The sequence below is a fragment of the Streptomyces sp. NPDC052910 genome (assembly GCF_055585605.1).
In genome coordinates this window covers 464,103-487,708 of the sequence record NZ_JBVJJR010000006.1, presented here as the reverse complement: position 1 = coordinate 487,708, position 23,606 = coordinate 464,103, and the positions used below count along the sequence as shown (strand labels likewise).

Genomic DNA, 23,606 nt, shown 5'->3' with positions numbered 1-23,606 from the left:
GCGTCGTCCCCCCGGAACCGCGCCATTAGTCTGGACCAATGACACTAGGGTGCGCCGGAGACCCCGTCAACAGTCGTCTCACCGCTGTGACCTGGACGTTCAGCCCCCGAACGGGCCGGAGTGGGACAAGCCTGACGATCTCCGGAACCCGCCCGACGGCATGCCGAAGGGCGGGGTCCCGGTGAGCGGCCGGCCCCGGGACTACGGAGCCGGAACCTCCGCTGAGGGCAGCAGGCGCGCGGCCAGGGCCGTCGAGGGCAGCCGCGGGTGAAGATAGACGCGTTCGCCGCGGGTCCGCGTCTCGCGGTGGAGGCGGCGCAGGGCCGAGGCCGCCTCGTCCGGGCGGCCGGCGTGGTGCAGGGCGTCGGCGAGGAAGCCCAGGTGGAGGGGGAGGCGGATGAGCGTGCCCGAGGCGTCCAGGCCGGCGACCGCCGAGGTGACGAGGGCGATCCCCGCGTCCGCCGCGCCGGTGTGCGCGAGGGCCCAGCCCTCGCAGACCGACAGCATGTGCTTCCAGTACCGCAGACCGTACCGGTCCGCGACGACGCGGCCACGCCGGCCCGAGCGGTGGGCCGTCTCCACGTCGCCCTCCAGGCCGGCCAGGATCCCGTCCACATAGAGCGCGAACGCCTGGTCGTTCGGGCGGCTGTCGTGCCGCGTGATGTCGAGGAGTTCGGCGCGGCGGGACGCCGCCGCGTCGTCGTCGCCCAGGAACCAGCGGGTGAAAGCGTCGTACGAGCGGCAGGAGACCCGCGGGTCGTGCTGGAAGAGGCGCGCCACCTGGCGGGCACCCTCCGCGCCCAGCGCGTCCGCCCGCGTCACCGCGGACTCCAACTCGACCAGGGCGTCGGGGAGCAGGCCGCGCACATGCAGGACGATGCCGCGCCCGTAGCGGGCACCCAGGAAGGCGACCGGGTCCTGCGGTGTGCCCGGCATCGCGCGCAGCCGGTCCGAGAATCCGAGCGCGCCGTCGTACCGGCCCGTCACCAAGTGCGCGGTGCACAGCGACCACAGCGCCGTCGGCTCGTCCTGGGCACCGGTGACCGGGTTCAGGTCCCGGCTGCGGGTGAACGCCGCCTCCGCGTCGGCGTCACCGTAACCGCGCGTGGTCGCCAGCATCTGGCCGAGCTGGATCTGCAACTGCCGCTCCAGCAACGGCGCGGCAGGGTCGTCGGGCGGCAGCAGGCGCAGCAGGTCGATGGCCCGCCGCAGCCACATCTCCGCCCGCTCGTACGCGAGCCGCAGCTCGGCGTCGTCGGCGGCGCGGCACAGGGCGGGCAGCACCCGGGCCGGCGCCAGGACCCGCGAGCCCTCCCACGCGTGGTGCGCGTGCTGCTCCACCGCGTCGTGCCGGCCGCCCGGGCGGGCGGCCAGGGTCTCCGCGATCCGGGCGTGCAGCCGCGCGCGCCGGCCGCGGTCGAGCTCGCCGTACAGCGTCTCACGCACCAGCGCGTGGGTGAACCGCAACGTACCCGGACCCGCCGGGTCACCCGACAACAACTGCGCCCGCAACGCCGGTTCGAGATGCTCGCCCGCCTCCCGGCCGTGTCCCGACACCTCCGCGAGCAGCTCCGGGTCGATCTCCGAACCGATCACCGCACACAGCCGGAGCAGGTCCCGCGTGACGTCCGGCAACGTCGCGAACCGCTGCGTCAGCACCTCCCGCGCCCCCGACGGGACACGCGTGAACAACTGCCGTACGGCCTGCGGGTCGTGGAGCCGGGCGGGGTCGCCGAGCAGGGACATCAACTGGTGGACGAAGTACGGATTGCCCTTGCTGCGTTCGTGCAGGCGATGGACGGTCTCGGCGGGCACGCCCGGCCCCGACGCGACGGAGACCAGCAGGGACACGGCCTCCTCGGGCAGCCCGTGCAACCGGATGCTCTCCGTGCGCGGACTCCACAGCGTCTCGCCGAGCGCCTCGCCCAGCTCCGGGTCGCTCTCCAACTCCCAGGTACGCGTGGTGATCACGATGCCGAGGCGCCTGCCGTTGAGCCGGCTGGCGAGCAGACGCAGAAGTTGCAGCGAGGGGGCGTCCACCCAGTGCAGGTCCTCCAGGAGCAGCAGCAGCGGTGCCTCGTCCGCCAGCGACAACAGCGCCTCGCAGACCGCGTCGTACGTACGGAAGCGGTCCGGCGCCACCTCCGGATGGCGGTCGTGCCGGCCCGCGGCGTCGGACGCGCTGTCGAGCACGGGGAGGAGGCGGTCGCCGAACCGCTCCCGCACGGCACGGAACGCCTGCGGCCGGGAGGCGGCCATCTGCCGCAGCACCTGCGTCCACAGCCAGTACGGCGGGGCGCCCGGGCCGGAGAAGCAGTAGCCCCACACGGCCTCCACGCTGGTGTGCGGCAGGCGTTGGGCGACCTCCGACAACAGGCGCGACTTGCCGATCCCCGGCTCCCCGAGCACGGCCGCGACCCGGCCCTTGCCCGCCAGCACATCCGCCACCAGGATGCGCAGCGCCGCCAGCTCCCGGTCCCGGCCGACGAACGCCCGGCGGCCGGGGGCGCCGGACGGCGCGGGGGCCGGCGGGGCCGGCCGGGGCGGCGGAGCCGCCGCGTGGTGCTCCGGCGGCAGGGCGGCCACGGACGTCCGCGCCGGGGCCGCGGCCGGGTCGGGAACGGGCCGCCGGCCAGGGGCGTGCGGGGGTATGGGGTGGTGGGAAATGTCGAGTGCGGGCTGGGACGGCTGCGACGTGGGTGACGGCTGGGACGTCGTCGGGGCCGTCGGCGGGGCCGCCGAGGGCAGGGCCGAGGACGGAGGTTCCGACGGCACGTCGTCCGACGGCATGGCAGGGGAGGGCATGGCGGGGGAGGGCCGCATCTCCGGCCGCAGCCGCGGCGTTCCCGTCTCCGGCGGACCGTGGAGGGCGCGTGAGGCAGGGGCGTGCGGTGACGCGGAGGAAGGCCGTTCGTGCGTCGGCGGTGTGGTCGGTCGGGTGCGTGGTGCTGCCGATGCGAGTGGGGCGGCGGAGGGCTGGGCCGGCCTGACGGCGGCGGTGAGCCCATCGCGCAGGGGCACGCCGCTCGGGCCGGTGCGGTCCGGGTTGGTGACGTCCGGGCCGGTGCCGTCCGGGCCGGTCCCGGCAGGGCCCGTCCCCGACGCGCCCGTTGCCGGCGGTCCGGCGACCGGCGGCAACGGGCGCGGCAGGCCTGAAGCCGTGTCCGGTCCGGGCACGCCCGAGCCCGGCGTGCCCGGGATCCAGGCCCCCGGGTCTGACAGACCCGGACTCGGCGTTCGTGCCCCCATTCCTGGTGCTCCCGAGCCCGAGAGGTCCGAGAGATGCGAGATCGCCGCGCCCGGCCGCCCTGGCCCGGGAGCCTCCGCCCATGACGTTCCCACGCCCGGCCCGTCGGGTTCCGGCGTTCCCGGGCCCGACGGGTATGAGAGGTCCGTCGTCCTCGCGCCCGGCCGCCCTGGCCCGGGCGTCTCCGCCCATGAGGTCCCCACGCCCGGCCCGTCGGGTTCCGGCGTCCCCGGGCCCGACGGGTAGGGGAGGTCCGTCGTCCTCGAGCCCGGCCGGCCCGGCCCGGGTGCCTCCGGCCGTGACGCTCCGGCGCCCGGGCCGCCGGGACCCGGCGTCCCCGGGCCGGACGGATCCGACGGCCCCGGCATTCCCGGCATCCCCGAGCTCGCCCGTCCCCGCCCGGACACCTCCGGCCACGACGCCCCCGTGCCCGGCCCGCCGGGCCCCGGCGCCGCCGCCGACAGGGCCGGTTCGCGTCGCAGGATGGCCCGGTGGAGCCGTTGCAGCTCCTCCCCGGTGTCGACGCCGAGCTCGCGGGCCAGCCAGTCGCGGGTGCGCGTGTAGACGTGGAGTGCCTCGGCCTGCCGGCCGAGTCGGTAGTGGGCCGTCATGACCTGGCCGGCCAGGCGTTCGCGGCCCGGGTGGGCGTGGGCCTCGGTGTCGAGTTCGGCCACCGCCTCCGGGTCGCCGAGGGCGAGGCAGGCGTCGGCCCAGGTCTCGACCGCCGACAGGCGCAGGCGCGCCAGCCGTTCGGCCTCCTCCGCGAGGGCCGGGTAGCCCGTGAGTTCCTCGTACGGTGTGCCGCGCCACAGTTTCAGGGCGGCCCCGAGGACGTCCCTGGCCTCGGCGTGCCGCCGGTCGCGCTGCAGTCCGCGTCCCTCGGCCACCGCGTCCTCGAAGCGGCAGGTGTCGACGTCCTCGCGGCGCAGGCCGAGGACGTAACCGGTGGCCATGCGGCGGATCAGCCGGTTCCGCGGGCCGGAACCGGAAGCGGAAGCCGAACCGGCGGAGGCGGAATCGGAGGCGGGGGACTCGGGCGGTGGGGCCAGGGAGCGCCGGAGGTGGGAGATGTAGCTGTGCAGGGAGGCGGGGCCGCGGTCGGGGACCCGGCCGCACCACAGTTCCTCCGTCAACTGCCGGGCGGGCACGACGTGCCCGACCCGCATCGCGAGGAGCGCCAGGAGGGCGCGGCGGCGCGGCGGGCCGAGGTCGACGTCACGCCCGCCGGCGTCGGCGCTCATCGGTCCGAGGAGCCACAGGCGGGGACCGTCGGAGCCGCCCCGCGCGTCCGCGGCCAACTGGTCTTCGGGAAGTGCCATCAGTCGTCCGCTTTCCTCCGGCCCGGCCGCGCGGCATTTCGAACGGTTGACCCCGTCGCGAGGCGATCTTCGCACAGGTCGTCAGCGGCGGCCAAGCGCTGTTCAAGGACGCGTCAAGCGGATGTACAAGCCGCGCGCAAGGCGCGGGAGAACCCGGCAAGGCCGGTGTGGCACGGTGCCCGCAATTCCCCGCGGTCTCCGCACGGAACGGGAGAGTGAAATGAGCACGCCAATTTTAGGGCTGCGTACGGTGGCCACGGACCGGCGCGTCACGACGTACTCCGGGCGCGGCACCGCCCAGAACCGACGGCGTGAGGTGCGCCGGGCGGTCGCCCCCGCGCCCCTGCGGGTCGCCGTGCACGCCGCGGACCACCTGACCTACACGGGGCTGGCCAGCTACCTGGAGATCGACGAGCGGGTGACGGTGGCGGGCCGGGACGACGAACCGGCCGACGGCTCCCGCCCGGAGGCGGGGGCCCGCCGTGCGCCGGGTGACGCCGCCCGTTCCCGGCCGGAAGACGCCGACGTCACGGTGTTCGCCGCCGACACGGTGAGCGGCGAGACCCTCGGTGTCCTGCGCGGACTGGCGGCGGAGCGGCGGACCGGCCCGTTCCTGGTCATCGCCGGCACCCGCTGGAAGGCCGACGTCGCCCTGGCCGTCGAATGCGGGGTCCGCGCGGTGCTGTGGCGGCGCGACACGACGCCCGAGACGCTCGTCCGCACCCTGCTCCAGGTACGGGACGGCGGCGGCTGTCTGCCGGCGGACCTCCAGGGGCAGTTGCTGGACCAGGTGCAGCGCGCGTACCGCGACGTCCTCATTCCGCAGGGCCTGGCCTCCGCCCGGCAACTGACCGCCCGCGAGGCCGACATTCTGCGGCTGATCGCGGAAGGACGCGAACTGGCCGAAATAGCGGACCGGCTGGCCTATTCCGAGCGGACCGTCAAGAACGTCCTGTACCGAATGATGGAACGCCTTGAGGTACGCAACCGCGCGCATGCGGTTTCCTATGCCATCCGTTCCGGGCTGATCTGATCTCGGGTACATACGGGCACGGTCCGGAGAACAAAGGGCAGAGTGGTCCCCGAATCCCTTCGCCCGCCGCCCGGGTTCGGCACTCTTTTCCCCCATCGGACAGTCACCGCCAGGGAAAGGAGCCCCGATGCCCGTCACCGCCCCGGCAGGATCGCAGCAGTGGGTCCGCCACGCCCTCGCCACGCACTGGGGCGAGCCCTGGGCGGGGGCCGGTCTGAGCCCGCTGAGCGTCGGGGGCGCGGCCCCGCTCACGCACACGGCGGGGCTGTGGCGGGTCGCGGCGCCCGGCGGCGACCACGTGTTCAAGGTACGGCCGGACGCGGAAGCGGTACGGCCCGGCCCGTTCTATCCGCTCAAGGACCGGGTGGCCGACCACTGCCGCCGGCGGGGGGTCCCGGTGCCGCCCGCCGTGCCGGCGGCCGACGGGCGTACCGCCGTCGAGCATGACGGCGTGCCCTGCGAACTCACCTCCCACTGCCCCGGCGTACCGGCGCGCGGCGCCCGGGCGGCCGCGGCCGTGGTCGCCGCTGGGCTCGACCTGCGGGAGGCGCTGGACGCGCTCCCCGCGGACACCGCCCGGGAACTGGCCCCGCTCCACCTGCCGCCGCTGGTCGAGGAGGAGCACGGGCCCACCGCCTTCCGGGACGCCGTGGACCGGCTGCTGCCCAAGGCCGAGCGCGGCGCGGACCACTGGCACCGCGCCACCGCCGACGCCCTGCGCGCACTCCGCGCGGCCGAGCCGCTGCTGCGCGAGGTGCCCGGCGCGCCGGCCCGCCCGTCCGTCGTCCACGGCGACCTGCACGTCCACCACTTCCTCCTCGACCCACACCGGGAGCCGCGCGTCCTGGCCGTACTCGACTTCGACAACCTGCACGTCGGCGACCGGCTGCTCGACCTCGCCTGGATCGCCGACACGGCCGTCCTGGCCTGCGGCGACGACACCCGCGCGGCCCGTGACGTCCTCGCCGGAATGCTCCGCTCCGGACGCCGCCGCGGCCTGCTGCGGCCCGGGGACGAGCACCTGCTCATGCCCGTCCTGACGGCACACTCCCTCCCGGTCGTCGTGGACATCGCCAAGGACGTCCTCGACCGCGGCCTGCTCTTCCCGCAGTGGCTCGCCTACTTCGACCTGCTGTCCCCGGCCCGCCGGCTCACCACGCACCGGCTGCTCACCGGCCGGCCGGGCGACTGAACCGACGAACGCCAACACCCGCTTCGTCCAACACCCGCTTCGTCCAACACCCCCTCCGTCCGGCACCACCGGCCCCCGGCCGCACTCTCACACCAGGAGCCTCCATGACCGACGACGTGGCCACCGACCCGCGACACCCCCTGTCCCCCTGGCCGTCCGACCTGTCGGCCTTCTGCTTCGAGGTCCCGCACTCGCCCGAGGCGCTCCTCTTCACGTCCGGCAAGGGCGTCCGGCTGGCCGACGCGGCGGGCCGCAGCTACCTGGACGCCCTGTCCGGCGTCTTCGTGACCTGCTTCGGTTACGACTGCGAGCCCATCGTCCGCGCGGTCACCGACCAGTTGCGCACCCTGCCCTTCAACCCGCCGCTGCACGGCACCAACCAGGCCGCGCTGGAGCTCGCCCGGGCCCTGGTGGACCTGGCACCCGCCGACATCACGGCCGCCAAGCTGGTCAACGGCGGGTCGGAGAGCGTGGAGGCCGCGATACGCCTGGCCCGCCTCTACCACCGCGCCCACGGCGAGCCGGGCCGGGTGAAGATCCTCAGCTACTACCACGGCTACCACGGGGCCACCTTCGGCTCCCTGTCGCTGACCGGCCGCCCCGACACCACCCGGTTCGGGCCCGGCCTGCCCGGCGTCGTCCACGTGTGGCCGCCGGACTGCCTGGAGGGCTTCTGGGACGTTCCCCCGGAGCGGTCCGGCGCCCTCGCCGCCGCCATGATCGAGCGGACCATCGAGGCCGAGGGGCCCGACTCGGTGGCGGCGCTCGTCGTGGAACCCGTCATCCACCTGCGCGGCATGGCCGTCCCCCCGGACGGCTACCTGCCCGCCCTCCGCGAGGTGTGCGACCGCCACGGCGTCCTGCTGGTCTTCGACGAGATCGTCACCGGCTTCGGCCGCACCGGGCAGCCCTTCGCGGCCCAGACCTACGGCGTGACCCCCGACATCCTCTGCGCGGGCAAGGGCATCTCCGGCGGGTACGCGCCGCTGGCCGCCGTCCTCATGGCCGGGCACGTCGCCGCGGTACTCGGCGAGGAGGGCGGCCCGGTGTCCTTCGCCCCCTCCCACACCTACGCCGCCAACCCGCTCGCCGCCGCGGCCGGTCTCGCCGCCGTCACCCTGTTCCGCGAGGGTGACTGGCCCGCCCGGATCCGCGAGCTCGCGGCGTACACGGACGGCCGGCTCCGCGAGGCGGCCGGCGGGCGCGGCACCGTCCGCGCGGCGGGGCTGCTGTACGGCGTGAAGCTGGCCGGCCCCGGCGAACGCCTCGGCGAGCGGGTGGCCTCCGCCTGCCTGCGCCGCGGCCTGATCCTCCGGGGCCAGGACGACTGGGTGGTCCTCGCGCCCGCCTTCATCACCACCACGGCGGAGATCGACGAGGCTGCGCGCATCCTGGGCGAGGCTCTGGACGAGGTCGTCGGAGGCGCCCGGTGAACGGCCTGCACGAGCGGTTCGCGGCGCCCCTCCGGGAGGCGCTGCCCCGGCTCACCGCCGCCGAACGGACCGTGGCGCAACGGGAACTGGACGCGATGGAGGCCATGCGAGGCGGCCCCCGGACGGGCGAGGAACGGCTGTCGGACGGCCTCCGCCGGATCGCCGCCCAGGTCCCCGAGCGTCTCCACACGGACAGCGCCGACGTCCTGCTGCGCATGCACGAGATCGCGGGCTCCGGCAACCTGCAGAGCAACCTGTCCTCGCTGCCCCTGGTCCGCGCATGCTTCGCCCACGGGCTCACCGACGACGACGCCCCCGCCGAACTCGTCGTCGGCCGCGGCCACATCGCCCCCGCCTTCTACGCCGAACACTACGTGCGCGGCACCCTGCCCTTCGCCCCGCTGGCCACCCTGCACCAGGGCGGACTGACCGGCGTCGTCCACCGCGACCTCGGGTTCCGCAACACCATGCGCTACAGCCTGGGCGTCGGCGTGGCCCAGGCCGTCAGCCTCGCCTGGGAGCTGACGCGGCGCGGCGAGGACCGCAAGGTCGTCTGCCTCGCCGGGGACGGCGAACTGCACGAGGGCGCCGCCTTCGAGGCGCTGCGCTTCGCGTACGACGCCGGACTCGACAACCTCGTCCTGGTCGTGGACGCCAACGGCAAGGGCATCGAACCGCTGGCGAAGCCGGTCAACACCGGCTACCTGGCCGCCTTCCTCGGCCACCTCGTGGAGACGGACGGCCGCGACGACCGGGCCGTCGAGGAGGCCCTGGGAACGCTGCTCGCCCGGCCCGGCCCGGCCGCGCTCGTCTGCCGCACCCGCAAGGGCGAGCACAGCTTCCGCCCGCCGGCCGGCCCGCGGGGCACGGACACACCCCGGCCGGCGTCCTTCGCCGCCGGCGCCGGCCGCCTGCTCGCCGACCACCAGCGCCGCTCCGGGGCCGAACTGGCCGTGTTCACCCCGGACATGGCGGCCCGCTTCGGGCTGCGCGGCCACGTGCCGTACACCAACACCGGGCTCGCCGAGACCCTGACCGCCGGCATGACGCTGTCCCTCCCGGACGACGTCACCAAGGTCGTCGCCACCGACGCCATGTACTACATGGACTCGCTGAGCATGCTCACCGAGGCCACCACCAGCGTCCGCAACCTCCTCGTCCTGGCCGGGCGGAGCTGGGGCGCTTGGGGCGGCGCCCACAACGCCGTCAACCTGCTCGGCCTGCTGCTGCACACCCGTGTGTACGAGCCGGTCACCGCCGCCGAGTTCGACGCCTGCCTGGACCGGCTCGCCCGCGACCCCGCCACCGCCCACGTCGTCAGCCTCGTGGACGCCCCGTTCACGCCCCCGGCCCGCGACTGCTCGGCCGACCTCGACGGCGGCGTCTGGCTCACCCCGCCCGACGGCGCCGACCCGGAGGCCGTCGTGGTGACCTTCGGCTACGCCGGTGTGCTGGTGGACGACGCCAACCGCGGCCTCGGGCTGCCGCACCTGCACTGCGCCGCGCTCACCCCCCGGCTCGGGCCGGACGCCCTCGGCGTGCTCACGCGCGCCCGCCGCGTCCTGAGCGTCGAGTACAACGGCGCCGAGGGCGGCTTCGGCGAACGGCTGCGCTCCGCCTACCTGCTGCCCGTCGAGGTGCACGCCGTGCGCCGGGACATCGCCACCCGCGTCCACCGGCACCAACTGCCCCTGCACGGCATGGACGTCGCGCAGCTCCGCGCACGCCTCACGGCGCTCCGCGAGGACCGACAGGAGGCCGGGCATGCGCCTGCATACGCATGACTACCGGGCGCCGGACGCCGAGGGCATCGTCGACGGTGCGGTCCTCATGCACCGCGAGATGTCCCGGCTGCTCGCCCGCCGCGCCCCCGCCGTCCTGCACGACCTGACCGCGGGACCCGGCTGCGTCGCCGGACTCGGCGCCGACGACGTGGTGTACGCGGGGTCCGGCCCGTACGCGTTCCTCTACCACCACTGGCGGGAACGGCACGGCGGAGACTTCCGCATCGTCCGCGAGGTGCACACCGCGCTCTGGTCCGGCTACTGGGCGCAGGAGGAACTCTGCGCGCCGCTGGTCCGGCCCGGTGACCTGGCGCTGTTCCCCACCGAGTACACGCGCCGGCTGTTCATCCGGAACTTCCCCTCCGTCACCGCCTACGGCTCCGCCGTCGCCTATCCCATGCTGGACCGGCTGCCCCGGCGGTCCCCCCGGCCCGTCCCGCCGCCCGGCCGGCCGCTGCGCGTCGGCTACCTCGGGGCGCTGTCGCTGGCCAAGAACTTCGACCAGGTGCTGTCGGTGTTCGCCCGCTGCCACCGCGAATCCCGCGGCGCCGTCCGCCTGGTGTGCGCGGGCAAGCCCAACGACCCGCGCTGGGAACCGGCCGCCGTGTACGCCGCCCTGGACCGCGCCGGCGTGCCGTCCGACGCCGTGCGGATGGCGGGCGTCCGGCCGCAGGAGGAACTCGCCGCGTTCTTCGACGCGATCGACGTGCTGCTCTTCCCCAGCACAGCCTCCCGCGAGACGCTCGGCCGGGTCGTCCTGGAGGCGCTGTCCCACGGCGTCCCGGTGCTCGCCGCCGCCGTCGGCCCGGCCGTCGAACTGCTGCCGCCGGAGAACCTGATCCCCACCGTCCTGGACACCCGTGCCACCTTCGACATGGGCCGGGTCGGCCCGCTCGGCCGGGTGGACGAGGACGTGCTGGCCGAGCGGCTGCTCACCCGCGCCATCGCCCCGGCGGACCTGCGCTCCACCACCCCGTACACCGACGCCACGTTCCTGCGCACCCTCGCCGGCCACCCCGTCCCGGCCCCCGCCGGGCACGACACCGTCCTGCCCGAGGCCGTGCGCGTCGCGCCCCGGCCCGGGCCCGCCCCCGACGCGGCGGAGGCCACCGCCGTTTTCCGCGCCTTCTTCGAACGCCACGACGCCACCCTGACCACCGCCCTCGACGCGCTGGCCGCCCGCACCGGCCGCGACGACCCGGCGCTGCGCCGCCTCGTCACCGCGCCGGACCGCAACCTGGCCGACTACCGGGCCTTTCCCCGGCTCCTGGACGCCCTGGTCGTCCCCCCGCTCACCTACACCCTCGCGCCCGTCTTCGCGGGCGCCGCACCGACAGGAGACACCCCATGACGAGCAACGACCGCGGGACCCGCCTGGCCGGCCAGGTGGCGCTCGTCGTCGGCGGCGGCCGCGGCATCGGCGCGGCCGTGGTCGAGACCCTCGCCCGGAACGGCGCCCGGGTCGTGGCCGCCGACACCGACCGGCTGCCCTCCGCCTACAACCACTACCGCTCCACGGCCGTCACCGGCTACGCCGAGGCCCGCGAACTCGCCGTCCGGCTCGCCGCCGAGGGCATGGCCGTGACGGCCGCCGAGGTGGACGCGACGGACGAGGACGCCGTACGCCGCCTCTACCGGGGGGTCGCCGAGGGGCCCGGCCGCCTCGACACCGTCGTCAACGCCTTCGGGGTGACCCACGTGTCCCCCGTGGAGCGCATGGAACTCGCCGAGTTCCAACAGGTGGTGTCCGGCAACCTCGACGGCGTCTTCCTCTCCTCGCGGGAGGCGCTGCCGCTGCTGCGCGCCTCCGGCGGTGGATCCATCGTCAACTTCTCCTCCGTGTCCGGCCGTTCGGGCTTCGCCAAGGTGGCGCACTACTGCGCGGCCAAGTTCGGCGTGGTCGGCTTCACCGCCGCCCTGGCGCAGGAGGTCGCGAAGGACGGCATCCGCGTCAACGCCGTTTGCCCGGGCATGGTCAAAACCGGCATGTGGCAGTACCTCCTCTCGGAGTTCACCCGGCCAGGCGAGACCGAGGACGAATGCTGGGAGCGGATGCGCGCGATGGTCCCGCAGCGGGAGTTCCAGACCCCCGAGGACATCGCCGATCTGGTCCTCTACCTCGCGGGGGCGCCCCGCGTCACCGGGCAGGCGATCAGCGTCGACGGCGGGATGACCGCACCGTGACGGCGCCCGCGCCGGTGCCGGGTGCCGCCGCTCCGGTGCCGGAAGGAAGCGGCGTCCCCTTCGACGGGCCCGGCTGGTCCTTCACGGGCCCCGGCACCGCCCCCGTCCGCACCGCGTCCGCCCTGGAGGTCCGCGCCGAGCGCGGGGCCGACCTGTTCGCCATGCCCGGCTGGTACTCCGCGTCGGGCGTCCCCGCACTGACCCGGACGGTCGCGGGGGACCACACCGTCCAGGTGCGAGTCGACGTCCGGGGACGGGACTTCGGTGACGCCGGGGGCATCGTCGTGCACGGCGCCGGCGGCTGGTTCAAGGTCTGTGCGGAACGGACCAGGGCCGGCGGCTGGGCGGTGGTCACCGTCGTCTCCCGGCCCGGGTCCGACGAGGCGGCGGGCCCGGTCCTGACCGGGCCGGGCGCCGGGCTGCTGGTGACGCGGGAGGGGGAGCGGTACGCCGTCTTCTGCCGCGAGGACGCGGCCGGGGAGTGGCACTTCGTCCGCACCTTCCTGTGGCCCGGCGGCGCGCCGGAGGTCCGGCTCGGGTTGTTCGCCCAGGCACCGTTCTCGGACGCGGTCACCGCCCGCTTCACCGGCCTGCGGTGCGCCCCGGCCGCCCTGGCCGACCGCCGGTGAGCCGCACCGCGCCGGGACGGCCGCAGTCCGGCGTCCGCGCCGCGCCGGGGTCGCCGGAAGCCCCGGCCCATGCCGTCACGGCACGGCCGGGGGCCACCCTCCGTACCGCTCCCGGACGGCTGCGGTCCACCGCCCTCACCGTGGCGAACCGCCCGGCGACGGCCGCCCGGAATCCGGAGCCCGCCGCCCGTCCCGCCACCCGTGATCCGGAGCCGACTGCCTCCCCCGCCGCCCGTCGTCCGCAGTCGGCCCTCCGTACCGCCGACGGGCGGCCGTGCTCCACCGCCCGTACCGCGGCACGCCGTCCGGAACCCACCGCCCGTACCGCCTTCCGACGGCCCGGGACCACCGCCCGTACCACTCACCGGCGACCGCGCCCCACCGTCCGCACCCCTCCCCACCGGCAGGCACCCTCCACCCCCCGTACCGGCCCCCGGCGGCCGGAGCTCACCCCACCCGCACCGGAGAACCGGAGGCTCCCGTGATGTCCCCGCAGCCCGTGACCGACTTGCTCTGGGCGCGCTGGAAGACCAAGACCGTGGCGGCCGCCGTCGAACTGGGCGTGTTCACCGCGCTCGCCGCGGCCCCGCTGCCCGCCGCCGCCCTGCGCGACCGGCTCGGGCTGCACCCGCGTCCGGCCGCCGACTTCCTCGACGCCCTCGTCGCGCTCGGCCTGCTGCGCCGCACCGGCGGCGGGTACGCCGACACCCCCGAGGCCGCCGAGTACCTGGACGCCGGCAAACCGGCCGGCTACCTGGGCGACGCCTTCCTGGCCCAGTGCGCGGGCGTCGCCGACGACCTGGTCGGCGTCCTGCGCACCGGCAAGGCGCCCGGCGGCGCGCGGGACGGGCGCGACTTCTACGCGGGGACGTACGCCACGGCCGACTCCGCCCGCGCCTTCCAGCAGTCGATGACCGCGCTGAGCACCGGCCCGGCCCGGGCCATCGCCGAGCGGTTCCCCTGGCACCGCTACGGCAGCCTGGTGGACGTCGGCTGCGCGGAGGGCGCGCTGCCCGGCCGGCTGCTGCTCCACCACCGCCACCTCACCGCCGTCGGCTTCGACCTGCCTCCCGCCCGCGAGGGGTTCGAACGGTACGTCGCCCGTCTGGGCGTGGCCGACCGCGCCGCCTTCTGGCCGGGCGACTTCTTCAGCGACCCACTGCCCTGGGGGGACGTCGTCGTGCTCGGACACGTCCTGCGCGACTGGACCGACGAGGAGCGGCTGCGGCTGCTGGAGAAGGCGTACGCGGCGCTCCCGCCCGGCGGCGCCGTCCTGGTGTACGAGGCGTTCGCCGCCGAGGAACCCCCGGGCGACGGCATCGCCCTCCTCCTCAGCCTCATGGCACACGCCGAACGGCCCGGCGGCTCCGGCTGCACCGGCGCCCAGTGCCGCGACTGGCTGCGCCGCACCGGCTTCCGGGACACCTACGAGGAGCGCCTGGACGGACCCCACTCGATGGTGGTCGGTGTCAAATGACCCTCACACACCCCGCGGGACCGGGCCCGGCCGGGACCGACACGCTGATGTTCTGGAACCTGTACGAGGCGGGTATCGAGCGGCTGCACGGTCGCGACGAGCGGTGGCACGCCCAGTGCGCGCTCGTCGCCGCCATCCGCCCGCGCGTCCTGCTCACGACGGAGGGCTGGGGCTGGCACCGCGACGGCGGCCGGCTGTTCGAGGACGCCAAGGCCGGCTTCGGGATGGACGGCACGCTGTTCCCCGCCAAGACCGGCTGCCACCAGGCCGTCTTCTGGCAGCGCGACATCGGGCTGGTCGACCGCGAACACCCCGACCCCGCGCTGACGCACTGGCACGGCCACGGCCTCGTCACCCTCCGGCTGCCCGACTGGAGCACGCCGCTGCGCGTCCTCGTCGCCCACCTCGACCCGTTCAGCCCGACCGGCCGCCGGATCGAGGCCGACCACCTCCGCCGGTACGCGGACCCGGCGCTGCCGCCGCTGGTCGCCGGCATGGACGCCAACAGCCTGCCGCCCGGCGACCCGGAGCCCGACTGGAGCCGCGTCCCGGTGCACCGCAGGGCCGACCACCTGCTCGACGGGACCGGGCGCTCCGACCGCGCCCCGCTGCGGACGCTCCTCGGCGACCCCGCTGACCCCCTCCTCGTCGACGCCGGCGCCCACCTGGGCGACCGCTCGCCGACCTTCGGCACCGTCCCGCCGGCGGAAGGCGAACGCCGTATCGACGTCCTCCTGTTGTCCCCCTCACTCGTGCCCCGGCTGGCGGGCTACACGGCCCCCGACCCGTGGCCCGCGCCGCGCGGCGGCCGGCCGCCCGCGTCCGACCACCGGCCGGTCACCGTCCGACTGCGCCGCGGGTGACCGGCCACCCCCCACAACCGGCCACCCCCCACATTCCGAAAGGCGGTGCCCTGTGCGCCACGACGCCGTGGTCTTCGACCTCGACGGCACCCTGGTGGACTCCGTCCGCCCCGACTTCCTCGCCTGCGGAGCCCTGTTCGCGGAGTACGGCGTCCCGCTGCCGCGCGAGCTGTGGGCCCGCGAGGTCTGCGGACGGCCCGAGGGCTATCCACGGCTGTTCGCCCTGCTCCGCGACCGGTACGGCGGCGGGGCCCCGGACGACGCCCTGCTGCGGCACCGACTCGAGGCGTACTGGGCGGAGTTCATGACGCCCGACCACGTCCGACTGCTGCCCGGCCTGCCCCGGACCCTGGAACGGGCCCGCGCCGCCGGGCTGCGCTTGGGCGTCGCCTCCTCGTCGGACGGCCCCTGGGTACGCCGGTGGCTCCGCCACTACGGCCTCGGCCGGTACCTCGACGCCGTCGTCACCGGCGACGACGTGACCCACCGTAAACCCGCGCCCGACGCCTACCTGGCGGCCGCCGCCGCCCTGGGGGTCGCGCCGGCCCGGTGCGTGGCCGTGGAGGACTCGCTCACCGGCATCGCGGCCGCGCGGTCCGCCGGCATGACGGTCGTGGCGGTGCCCACCGCCCTGACCCGGGACCTCGACCACACGGCCGCCGACCTGGTGGTGTCCGGCCTGCCGGCGCTGGACTTCACCCGGCCCGACCTGCTCGGCCCCGGTACGGAAGACGCGTCCCGTACGGAAGACGTGCCCTGGGTGCAAGGGGTGCAAGGGGCGCAAGGGGCGCCCGGTGGGCAGAGCGTGCCCGGCGGACAGGGCGCTTTCGACCGTGCGGACGCTTTCGACGCGCAAGACGAACGTGAGGTGACGTTGTGATCCAGAAAGTCCAGGAATCGGTTTCCCTGCTGTCGCGGCGGGAGCGCGAAGTCCTCGTGCACCTGGCGGAGGGCCACACCTATCACCGGATCGCCCGCCGCATGGGCCTGAGCGTCCATACCGTCGACACCTATCTGCGGCGTATCCGCGGCAAGACGGGGGCCACCACCCGGGTCCATCTCATGGTGCTGGCCCTGTGCGCCGCACAGGTCGACGCCACGGAAGCGGAACCGGTCCCGGAATCCCGTGACTTTGCCGCCTGACGCGGAGACGGCAGAGTCATTCCCGTAAGCGGCACACGGGGCAGGAAAAACCGCAGTCGCTTCGTTCGATCCGTCACCGGAAAAGAAGGAGATCACCATGAAGAAGATCGAGCTCGCCGCCAAGCCCGTCGAGGCCCGCACCATCCTCATCCACCGTCACCGCTGATCCGACGGCAGGCAGCCGACCGGGGGCCGGGAGTTTCTTCCGGCCCCCGGTCGGACGTGGGGAGAGAGACAGGCGAGGGGAGAGACATGGACACGACGTCAGCGCAACCGGTCGTCGACCTGATGTGGGCCCACTGGAAGACGAGGACCCTGCTGAGCGCCCTGGAACTCGGCGTGTTCCGGGAACTCGTGCCCGGCCCCCTCACGACCGCCGACCTGGCCGGCCGCACCGGGGTACACCACCGCGTCGCCCCCGACTTCTTCGACGCCCTGACGGCGCTCGGCCTCCTGGACAAGGACGGCGAGCGGTACGCGAACTCCCCGGCCGCCGCGGCCTACCTGGACCCCGGCGCGGAGGAGGCCTACCTCGGCGGCGGCTTCCTGGCCCGCAGCGCCGGCATGGCCGACGACCTCACCCGGGTGCTGCGCACGGGCGAGGCGCTCAACGGCGCGACCACCGGCCGCGACTACTACGCGTCCGTCTACCGCACGTCCGAGCAGGTCCGCTTCTTCCAGCGCGACATGACGGCCCTCAGCCTCGACTCCGCCCAGGCCATCGCCGAACGCTTCCCCTGGCACCGCCACCGGTCGCTCGCCGACATCGGCTGCGCCGAAGGGGCGCTGGCCGCCCGGGTCCTGCTCCGCCACCCCCACCTCTCCGCGACCGGCTTCGACCTGCCGCCCGCCCGCGAGGGATTCCTCGACTACACCCGGCGGCACGGCCTGGAAGACCGCACGGAGTTCCGGGCGGGCGACTTCTTCCACGACGACCTGCCGCGCGCCGACGTCCTCGTCTTCGGCCACGTCCTGCACAACTGGGGTCTCGAGGAGAAGAAACTCCTGCTGCGCAAGGCGTACGAGGCACTGCCGCCCGGGGGCGCGGTGCTGATCTACGAGACGCTCATCGACGACGAACGCCGGAACAACGCCATCGGCCTGATCCTCAGCCTCATCATGCACATGGAAGTGCCCGAGGGATTCGACTACACGGGCGCCGACTGCACCGCGTGGCTGCGGGAATGCGGATTCGGGGAGACGCGGGTCGAGCACCTCGCCGGACCCGAGTCCATGGTGATCGGCGTCAAGGGCCGGTGAAACAAGTGGAATTCGAGGAGATGCGGAGCCGGATGGCGGCCGGAGAGCCTTATCCGGCCAACGACCCCGTACTCCGCCCGTACCGGAAACGGTGCGAGGAACTCCTGGACCGGTTCAACGCCACCGCCCTGGCCGACCAGGCGGAGAGGAACCGGATCCTGCCGGACCTGCTGGGTGCCGTCGGAGCGGACGTGCGCGTGGTCCCGCGTTTCCTCTGCGAATTCGGATTCTTCATCACCCTCGGGGAACGGTCCCGGATCAATTTCGACGCCGTGCTCCTCGACTGCGCGCCCATTTCCATCGGCTCCGACGTCCGGATGGGCCCCCGCTGCCAGCTCTACACCGCCGACCACGCGCACGACCCCGCCTTGCGGCACGGCGCGTGGGAGAGCGCCCGGCCCATCACCGTCGAGGACGGCGCCTGGCTCGGCGGCGGAGTGATCGTCCTGCCCGGTGTGACGATCGGCGCCGGCACCATCGTCGGGGCCGGCAGCGTCGTCACCCGGGACCTGCCGCCCGGCGTCGTCGCCGTCGGCAACCCCGCGCGCGTGGTACGGACCCCGGACGGAGGGCCGCGGCCGTGACGCCGGGAGAACGCGCCCCGGCGGCCCCGCGCGAGTGGTGGCGCGACGCGGTGGTCTACCAGGTCTACCCGCGCAGCTTCGCCGACGGCAACGGCGACGGGACCGGCGACATCGCCGGTCTGCGGGCCGGGCTGCCGTACGTGGCCGGACTCGGCGCCGACGCCCTGTGGATCACGCCGTGGTACCGCTCGCCGATGGCCGACGGCGGCTACGACGTGGCCGACCACCGGTCCGTCGACCCGCTGTTCGGCACCCTCGAGGAAGCGGAGCTGCTGATCGAGGAGGCTCGGGCGCTCGGCCTCCGGGTGATCCTGGACGTCGTCCCCAACCACCTTTCCACCGAACACCCGTTGTTCCGAGCGGCATTGGCGGCACCCCCGGGCAGCCCGGAACGGCGGCTCTTCCACTTCCGCCCCGGGCGCGGGCCGGCCGGGGACGAACCGCCGAACAACTGGCGCTCCGAGTTCGGCGGCCCCGCCTGGACCAGGACGACGGACGCCGACGGGCGTCCGGGGGAGTGGTACCTCCACCTGTTCAGCCCCGGGCAGCCGGACGTCAACTGGGACCACCCGGACGTACAAGCCGAGTTCGCGTCCGTCCTGCGCTTCTGGTTCGACCGCGGCGTCGCGGGGATTCGGGTCGACTCGGCCAACCTGCTGGCGAAGGACGCGGACCTGCCGGACCTCGCGCCACCGGACGGAACGGGCCGGCGGCCCGGGGAGCATCCCTACGTCGACCGCGATGCCGTCCACGACATCTACCGGTCGTGGCGCAGGATCGCGGACTCCTACCCGGACGGCTTCCCTTCGGACGACGTCCACCCGGGCGACTCGGGTCCGGGCGATTCGGGCCCGAACGACTTCTGCCGGGGCGACTCCGGCCCGCACGGTTCCCGCCCGCACGGTCCCCGCCCGGGCGGCCGGGTCCTGCTCGGGGAGCTCTGGATCGAGGACGGCGACCGCCTCGCCCGCTACCTGCGCCCCGACGAACTGCACACCGCCTTCACCTTCGCCCTCCTCAAAAGCCCCTGGACGCGCACGGGCGTCCGCGCCGCCGTGGACGGCGCGCTGGCCGTCGCCGCGCGGACCGGCGCACCGGCGAGCTGGGTGCTCGGCAACCACGACGTCACCAGGACCGTCACCCGGTACGGCAGACGGGACACCTCGTTCGACTTCGCCACCGTCACCGCCGGCGTCCCCACCGACCCGGCCCTCGGTACGCGGCGGGCGCGGGCCGCCGCCCTGCTCACCCTCGCCCTGCCGGGCTCCGTCCACCTCTACCAGGGCGAGGAGCTCGGCCTGCCCGAGGTGGAGGACCTGCCGCCGGACGTCCGCCGCGACCCGGTGTACCTGCGCTCCGGCGGGGCCGACCCCGGGCGGGACGGCTGCCGTGTCCCCCTGCCGTGGTCCGGTGACGCGCCGCCGTACGGCTTCACCCGCCCCGGGCGGGAGACCTGGCTGCCGCAGCCGGACGACTGGGCGGACCGCACGGTCGCGGCCCAGGAACGGGACCCCGGCTCCGTACTCCGCCTGTACCGCCGGGCCATCCGGCTGCGCAGGTCACTCCCCGGCCTGCGGGACGGCGCCCTCGCCTGGCTCACGGACGCGGACGGCGTGCCGGAGGACGTCCTCGCCTTCCGGCGGGGGGACGTCGTCTGCGCGGTGAACTTCTCGGCCCGCCCGGCGCCCCTGCCGGCCGGGTACGCCGTCCTGCTGTCGAGCGAGCCGGTGGCCGACGGCGGCCCGCTCCCGCCGCACGCGGCGGCCTGGCTGAGCCCGGCGACGGCTTCCCGAGCCTGACCCACGCCCTCCCCATACACATCACGCCCCCCCATACACACAACGGCCCCACGCCGCCCCCCACGACGGCCCCACACAACGGTCCCCAGAGGTGACACATGACGCAGAACGGCTACGTCGCGCTCGTCGACGCCAGCCCCGCCGACCAGTCCGGCGGCCTCGTCGCCGCGTTCCGGAACGCGGGCTACGCGTGCGTCCACGTGCAGAGCACGCCCGTACGGCCCCCGCTGTACCGCTCGGTCGAGCCGGCCGGCTGCGTCGCCGAGATCGTCCACCGCGGCGACGTGGAGGAGACGCTCCGCGAGCTCTCCCGCTACCGGCCCGTCGCGGTCGTCCCGGACAGCGAGTACGGCGTGCCCTTCGCGGACCTGCTCAGCGAGAGGCTCGGCCTGCCGACGAACGGCACGGCGGGCAGCCACGCCCGGCGCGACAAGTTCGCCATGGCCGAGACGATCGCCGCCGCGGGGCTGCGGACCGCGCGCCAGCTCCTCGTCACCGACGCCGACGAACTGGCGGAATGGCACGGCGACCTGGGCGCCAAGGTCGTCGTGAAGCCGGTCGGCAGCGCGGGCAGCGACGGCGTGCACTACTGCGACACCCCCGACGAGGCGGTGCGCGCCTACCGCTCCCTCGCCGGCACCGACAACGTCTTCGGACAGCGCAACGACACCGTCCTCGCCCAGGAGTACCTGGCCGGAACCGAGTACGCGGTCAACACGGTCAGCCGGGACGGACGGCACCACGTCTGCGACATCTGGACCTCCACCCACATCACCGCCAACGGCGTGCTCGACCTCTGCGACGGCATGCTGCTCCTGCCCTACGAAGGGGCGGAGACCGAACGGGTCGTCCGCTACTGCGAGAGCCTGCTGGACGCCCTCGGCATCCGCCACGGCCCGGCCCACGCCCAGGTGAGGATGACCCCGGCCGGACCCTGCGTGGTCGAGGTCGCGGCACGCATGGGAGGCGGGAACCTCGCACACTACGCCCACGCGTCCATCGGCGAGTCCCAACTGAACTGGACCGTGGACGCCTACACCGACCCCGACCGCTTCCTCGCCCGCTGCGAGGAACGCTACGAGGTGCGGCGGTTCTTCGCCGGCGCCCCGATGATCTCCCCGGTCACCGGCACCCTGAAGGGCTACCGGCGCCTGGAGGACCTGAAGAAGCTCGAAAGCTTCGAGGGGGTACGGGAGTTCGTCCACCCCGGCGAGGTGATCGAACCGACCGTCAACGACCTCACCTACCCCCTGCTGGTCGAACTGCGCCACGACGTCCTGGAGACCGTCCGGCGCGACCTCGCCACCGTCCGCTACCTCGACGGCCCGGACTTCTACGACGTCGCCTGACCCGTCCGTCCGCCCCGCCGTCCCACTCCGAGGAGAACGCTTTGAAGCTCCGGCGCGCCCACGCCCTCGTCTGCCACTGGCGTGACGGCTCCTTCGTCGTCCAGAACTACCTCACCGGCGCCCACATGTCCGTCGCGCCCGTGGCCGCCGACATCCTCGCGGTCTTCACGGACTGGTCCACCGAGGACGACGCCGTGGCCGCGTTCCCGGACCACGACCCGGACTCCTGCCGCGCGGCCGTCCGCGAGCTGCACGCCTACGGGTTCCTCGTCTCCGCCGACGAGGGCGCACAGGACGAACGGCTGGCGGAGCACTGGGAGAGCTGGTCGCCGGAGGCCGCCGTCCTGCACTACGCCAGCAAGGACGCCGACTACAGCGAGACCCCGGACGTCCACGAGGACTTCCGCGCCGGACGCCGCTCCGCTCTCTTCAAGAACTACCCCGACGCCGACCGCGTCCTGCTGCCCCGGACCCCCCTCGACGTGGACGCCGGGTACGTCCGGACGCTGTACGCCCGCCGCACCCACCGCACCTTCGCACCGGCCGCACTGCCGCTCCGCCCGCTGGCCGCCCTCCTGGCCATGGTGTTCGGTCCCAGCGAGTTCCTCGACGGCCAGGACTTCGGCGCCCTCATGAAGCGCACCAGCGCCGCCGGCGGCTCCCGCCACGAACTGGAGGCGTACGTCGGTGTCTTCGCCGTGGAGGGTGTCACCCCCGGCCTGTACCACTACAACTGCGTCGAACACTCCCTGGAGCTGCTGGACCCCGGCTTCACCCGGGAGCAGGCCGCCCACCTGTGCTGGGACCAGTCCGCCATCGCGGAAGCCCCGGTCACCGTGTTCGTGACCGCCGTCGTCGACCGCATGAGCAGCAAGTACCGGGCTCCCCGCGCCTACCGCGTCATGCTCCTCAACGCCGGCCACCTCGGCCAGACCTTCGCCCTCACGGCCACCGCCCTCGGCCTCGGCCCCTTCCAGACCGCCGCCTTCCGCGACACGGAGGTCGAAGCGGCCCTCGGCCTGGACGGCATCCACGAAACGGCGCTCTACGCCCTCGCCACCGGCCTCCCCACCACCCCCCCGACCCCCGAACCCCCCGCGGGCCTCGAAGCCTTCCGCCGCGCGACGCTGTACCCGGGCCCCACCGGACCCGACACCGGCACCCCGGCCGGCCACTGAGCCCGCTCTGCCGCTTGTTTCAGCACCCTCCTCAAGGGGGCACCCTCGACGGGCCGAACCAGCCCGTCGAGGGTGCCCCCTTTTTCCGGGCAGCGGGAGCGCGGGCGGCCCGCAGCGCGCCGGCTCGTCAGGGCGCGGTCGCGCGGGTGGTGGTCAGGGTGGATTCCAGGAGCAGGTCGGCGACCCGGGCGGGAGCGTCCCAGGTCGCCAAGTGGCCTGCGCCGGGGATGATTTCGTGGCGTGCGTGGGGGAAGGCGCGACGGGCGCGTTCCGCCATCCGCGCGGGGAGGAAGACGTCCTTCTGTGCCCAGGCGATGGTGAGGGGGACGTCCGCGAGGCCCTCGACGATCTCCGGGTTCGGGTGGGCGGCGGCCTCCGGTGTGGAGGCCAGCCCTCCGCCCGGCAGTTCACGGTTGGCCCGCCGCAGCATGTCGCCGACGCTGGTGCTCAGGGCGAGCGAGCGGACCGTGTCGAGGGCCGCCTCCGGGGGGACGGCGGCGGGCTTGCCGTAGCTGGTGCCGAGCAGGATCTGTCGGCCGGCGGCGCTGCGGGCGAGCCGGGGGGCCAGGGGCAGGGCGAGCCGGGCGGAGAGGCGCAGGGCCGAGACGAGGACCCGGAGCCGGCGGGCCTCGCCTGCGGTGTAGAAGCCGGTGGGGGAGAAGGCCACGACCGAGCGGGCGAGGCCCCGGGCACCGAGCAGCAGCGCGACCTGACCGCCGAGCGAGGCACCCGCCACGTGGGGACGTTTCACGCCGATCTCCTCGGCGAAGGACGCCAGTCGGTCGGCCACCGAGGCATTGGTCAGCGGGCCGTGGGCGGTGTGCCGCGGGCTCGCCCCGCAGCCGGGCAGGTCGACCGCGACGATGTCGCGTTCGTGGGCGAGCAGGTCGAGGACCGGATTCCAGACGGCGTGGGATCCACCGGTCCCGTGAATGAGAAGGAGCGGTTCTCCGCTGCCGGTACGACGGTACGCGATACCACAGGCTGTCTTCATTCCCATGGCTTCGCAACCTAGCACTCCGCCCGTAAAAAATTCAGAGATCCGGATTATTTTACGGGAATTGTCGGAGGGGGGATCGATGACTCCCGATCGCCATTCGAAATGTCTCTTTTGGGGTGAATCGGGGTGACT

General features: G+C 74.5%; 18 protein-coding genes. 16 read left to right on the top strand and 2 right to left on the bottom strand.

From position 1 onward, the window contains the following. Positions 1 to 201: 201 nt before the first annotated feature. Positions 202 to 4,566 carry a BTAD domain-containing putative transcriptional regulator gene (locus tag ACZ6X9_RS23705; protein ID WP_469779998.1) on the bottom strand — a complete coding sequence of 1,455 codons (4,365 nt, stop codon included), beginning with the start codon at positions 4,564 to 4,566 and terminating at the stop codon, positions 202 to 204. Between the two features lie 220 nt (positions 4,567 to 4,786). Between ACZ6X9_RS23705 and ACZ6X9_RS23700 the strand changes: the two genes are divergently transcribed. From ACZ6X9_RS23700 to ACZ6X9_RS23625, 16 genes are all read left to right on the top strand, one after another. Continuing rightward, positions 4,787 to 5,599 carry a response regulator transcription factor gene (locus tag ACZ6X9_RS23700; protein ID WP_469779997.1) on the top strand — a complete coding sequence of 271 codons (813 nt, stop codon included), beginning with the start codon at positions 4,787 to 4,789 and terminating at the stop codon, positions 5,597 to 5,599. Positions 5,600 to 5,726: 127 nt separating this feature from the next. Continuing rightward, on the top strand, positions 5,727 to 6,791 hold the full coding sequence (locus ACZ6X9_RS23695) for a phosphotransferase family protein (protein ID WP_469779996.1): 1,065 nt from the start codon (positions 5,727 to 5,729) through the stop codon (positions 6,789 to 6,791). A 104-nt stretch (positions 6,792 to 6,895) separates the two neighbouring features. Beyond that, positions 6,896 to 8,224, top strand: coding sequence for an aminotransferase family protein (locus ACZ6X9_RS23690; protein WP_469779995.1), 1,329 nt, complete (start codon positions 6,896 to 6,898; stop codon positions 8,222 to 8,224). Then, a complete protein-coding gene (locus ACZ6X9_RS23685) occupies positions 8,221 to 10,008 on the top strand; it encodes a 1-deoxy-D-xylulose-5-phosphate synthase N-terminal domain-containing protein (RefSeq protein ID WP_469779994.1) in 1,788 nt (595 codons plus the stop codon). The genes ACZ6X9_RS23690 and ACZ6X9_RS23685 overlap by 4 nt, the downstream gene beginning before the upstream one ends. Beyond that, the gene (locus tag ACZ6X9_RS23680) at positions 9,989 to 11,359 is read left to right on the top strand and encodes a glycosyltransferase (RefSeq protein ID WP_469779993.1); all 1,371 of its coding nucleotides are present in this window, start codon (positions 9,989 to 9,991) and stop codon (positions 11,357 to 11,359) included. The genes ACZ6X9_RS23685 and ACZ6X9_RS23680 overlap by 20 nt, the downstream gene beginning before the upstream one ends. After that, positions 11,356 to 12,192: an SDR family NAD(P)-dependent oxidoreductase gene (locus tag ACZ6X9_RS23675; RefSeq protein WP_469779992.1), complete on the top strand. Its 837-nt coding sequence runs from the start codon at positions 11,356 to 11,358 to the stop codon at positions 12,190 to 12,192. The genes ACZ6X9_RS23680 and ACZ6X9_RS23675 overlap by 4 nt, the downstream gene beginning before the upstream one ends. Continuing rightward, a complete protein-coding gene (locus ACZ6X9_RS23670) occupies positions 12,189 to 12,821 on the top strand; it encodes a DUF1349 domain-containing protein (protein ID WP_469779991.1) in 633 nt (210 codons plus the stop codon). The genes ACZ6X9_RS23675 and ACZ6X9_RS23670 overlap by 4 nt, the downstream gene beginning before the upstream one ends. A 484-nt stretch (positions 12,822 to 13,305) precedes the next feature. Beyond that, complete coding sequence (locus tag ACZ6X9_RS23665; RefSeq protein ID WP_469779990.1) at positions 13,306 to 14,298, top strand: methyltransferase; 993 nt, start codon at positions 13,306 to 13,308, stop codon at positions 14,296 to 14,298. After that, positions 14,295 to 15,161: an endonuclease/exonuclease/phosphatase family protein gene (locus ACZ6X9_RS23660; protein ID WP_469779989.1), complete on the top strand. Its 867-nt coding sequence runs from the start codon at positions 14,295 to 14,297 to the stop codon at positions 15,159 to 15,161. The genes ACZ6X9_RS23665 and ACZ6X9_RS23660 overlap by 4 nt, the downstream gene beginning before the upstream one ends. Positions 15,162 to 15,213: 52 nt before the next feature. Beyond that, positions 15,214 to 16,041 (top strand): HAD family hydrolase, encoded by an 828-nt coding sequence (locus ACZ6X9_RS23655; protein WP_469779988.1) that lies wholly within the window; start codon positions 15,214 to 15,216, stop codon positions 16,039 to 16,041. Beyond that, positions 16,038 to 16,304 (top strand): response regulator transcription factor, encoded by a 267-nt coding sequence (locus ACZ6X9_RS23650; RefSeq protein WP_469779987.1) that lies wholly within the window; start codon positions 16,038 to 16,040, stop codon positions 16,302 to 16,304. The genes ACZ6X9_RS23655 and ACZ6X9_RS23650 overlap by 4 nt, the downstream gene beginning before the upstream one ends. Before the next feature lie 252 nt (positions 16,305 to 16,556). Continuing rightward, complete coding sequence (locus ACZ6X9_RS23645) at positions 16,557 to 17,564, top strand: methyltransferase (RefSeq protein WP_469779986.1); 1,008 nt, start codon at positions 16,557 to 16,559, stop codon at positions 17,562 to 17,564. A gap of 32 nt (positions 17,565 to 17,596) precedes the next feature. Continuing rightward, a complete protein-coding gene (locus tag ACZ6X9_RS23640) occupies positions 17,597 to 18,148 on the top strand; it encodes a sugar O-acetyltransferase (RefSeq protein WP_469779985.1) in 552 nt (183 codons plus the stop codon). Continuing rightward, complete coding sequence (locus tag ACZ6X9_RS23635) at positions 18,145 to 19,947, top strand: glycoside hydrolase family 13 protein (RefSeq protein WP_469779984.1); 1,803 nt, start codon at positions 18,145 to 18,147, stop codon at positions 19,945 to 19,947. Before ACZ6X9_RS23640 ends, ACZ6X9_RS23635 begins: the two co-directional genes overlap by 4 nt. A gap of 98 nt (positions 19,948 to 20,045) precedes the next feature. Then, on the top strand, positions 20,046 to 21,296 hold the full coding sequence (locus ACZ6X9_RS23630; RefSeq protein ID WP_469779983.1) for an ATP-grasp domain-containing protein: 1,251 nt from the start codon (positions 20,046 to 20,048) through the stop codon (positions 21,294 to 21,296). Positions 21,297 to 21,337: 41 nt separating this feature from the next. After that, entirely contained in the window at positions 21,338 to 22,474 is a 1,137-nt protein-coding gene (locus tag ACZ6X9_RS23625; protein WP_469779982.1) for a SagB/ThcOx family dehydrogenase, read from the top strand. A 127-nt stretch (positions 22,475 to 22,601) separates the two neighbouring features. On the opposite strand, the gene ACZ6X9_RS23620 is transcribed toward ACZ6X9_RS23625, so the two are convergent. Then, positions 22,602 to 23,474, bottom strand: a complete 873-nt coding sequence (locus ACZ6X9_RS23620) for an alpha/beta fold hydrolase (RefSeq protein ID WP_469779981.1) — start codon at positions 23,472 to 23,474, stop codon at positions 22,602 to 22,604. Positions 23,475 to 23,606 lie beyond the last annotated feature (132 nt).

Coding starts and splice junctions, on each gene's coding strand:
- ACZ6X9_RS23705 (WP_469779998.1), bottom strand. CDS start 4,566: ATGGCACTTCCCGAAGACCAGTTGGCCGCGGACGCGCGGGGCGGCTCC.
- ACZ6X9_RS23700 (WP_469779997.1), top strand. CDS start 4,787: ATGAGCACGCCAATTTTAGGGCTGCGTACGGTGGCCACGGACCGGCGC.
- ACZ6X9_RS23695 (WP_469779996.1), top strand. CDS start 5,727: ATGCCCGTCACCGCCCCGGCAGGATCGCAGCAGTGGGTCCGCCACGCC.
- ACZ6X9_RS23690 (WP_469779995.1), top strand. CDS start 6,896: ATGACCGACGACGTGGCCACCGACCCGCGACACCCCCTGTCCCCCTGG.
- ACZ6X9_RS23680 (WP_469779993.1), top strand. CDS start 9,989: ATGCGCCTGCATACGCATGACTACCGGGCGCCGGACGCCGAGGGCATC.
- ACZ6X9_RS23675 (WP_469779992.1), top strand. CDS start 11,356: ATGACGAGCAACGACCGCGGGACCCGCCTGGCCGGCCAGGTGGCGCTC.
- ACZ6X9_RS23665 (WP_469779990.1), top strand. CDS start 13,306: ATGTCCCCGCAGCCCGTGACCGACTTGCTCTGGGCGCGCTGGAAGACC.
- ACZ6X9_RS23660 (WP_469779989.1), top strand. CDS start 14,295: ATGACCCTCACACACCCCGCGGGACCGGGCCCGGCCGGGACCGACACG.
- ACZ6X9_RS23645 (WP_469779986.1), top strand. CDS start 16,557: ATGGACACGACGTCAGCGCAACCGGTCGTCGACCTGATGTGGGCCCAC.
- ACZ6X9_RS23640 (WP_469779985.1), top strand. CDS start 17,597: ATGGCGGCCGGAGAGCCTTATCCGGCCAACGACCCCGTACTCCGCCCG.
- ACZ6X9_RS23630 (WP_469779983.1), top strand. CDS start 20,046: ATGACGCAGAACGGCTACGTCGCGCTCGTCGACGCCAGCCCCGCCGAC.
- ACZ6X9_RS23620 (WP_469779981.1), bottom strand. CDS start 23,474: ATGGGAATGAAGACAGCCTGTGGTATCGCGTACCGTCGTACCGGCAGC.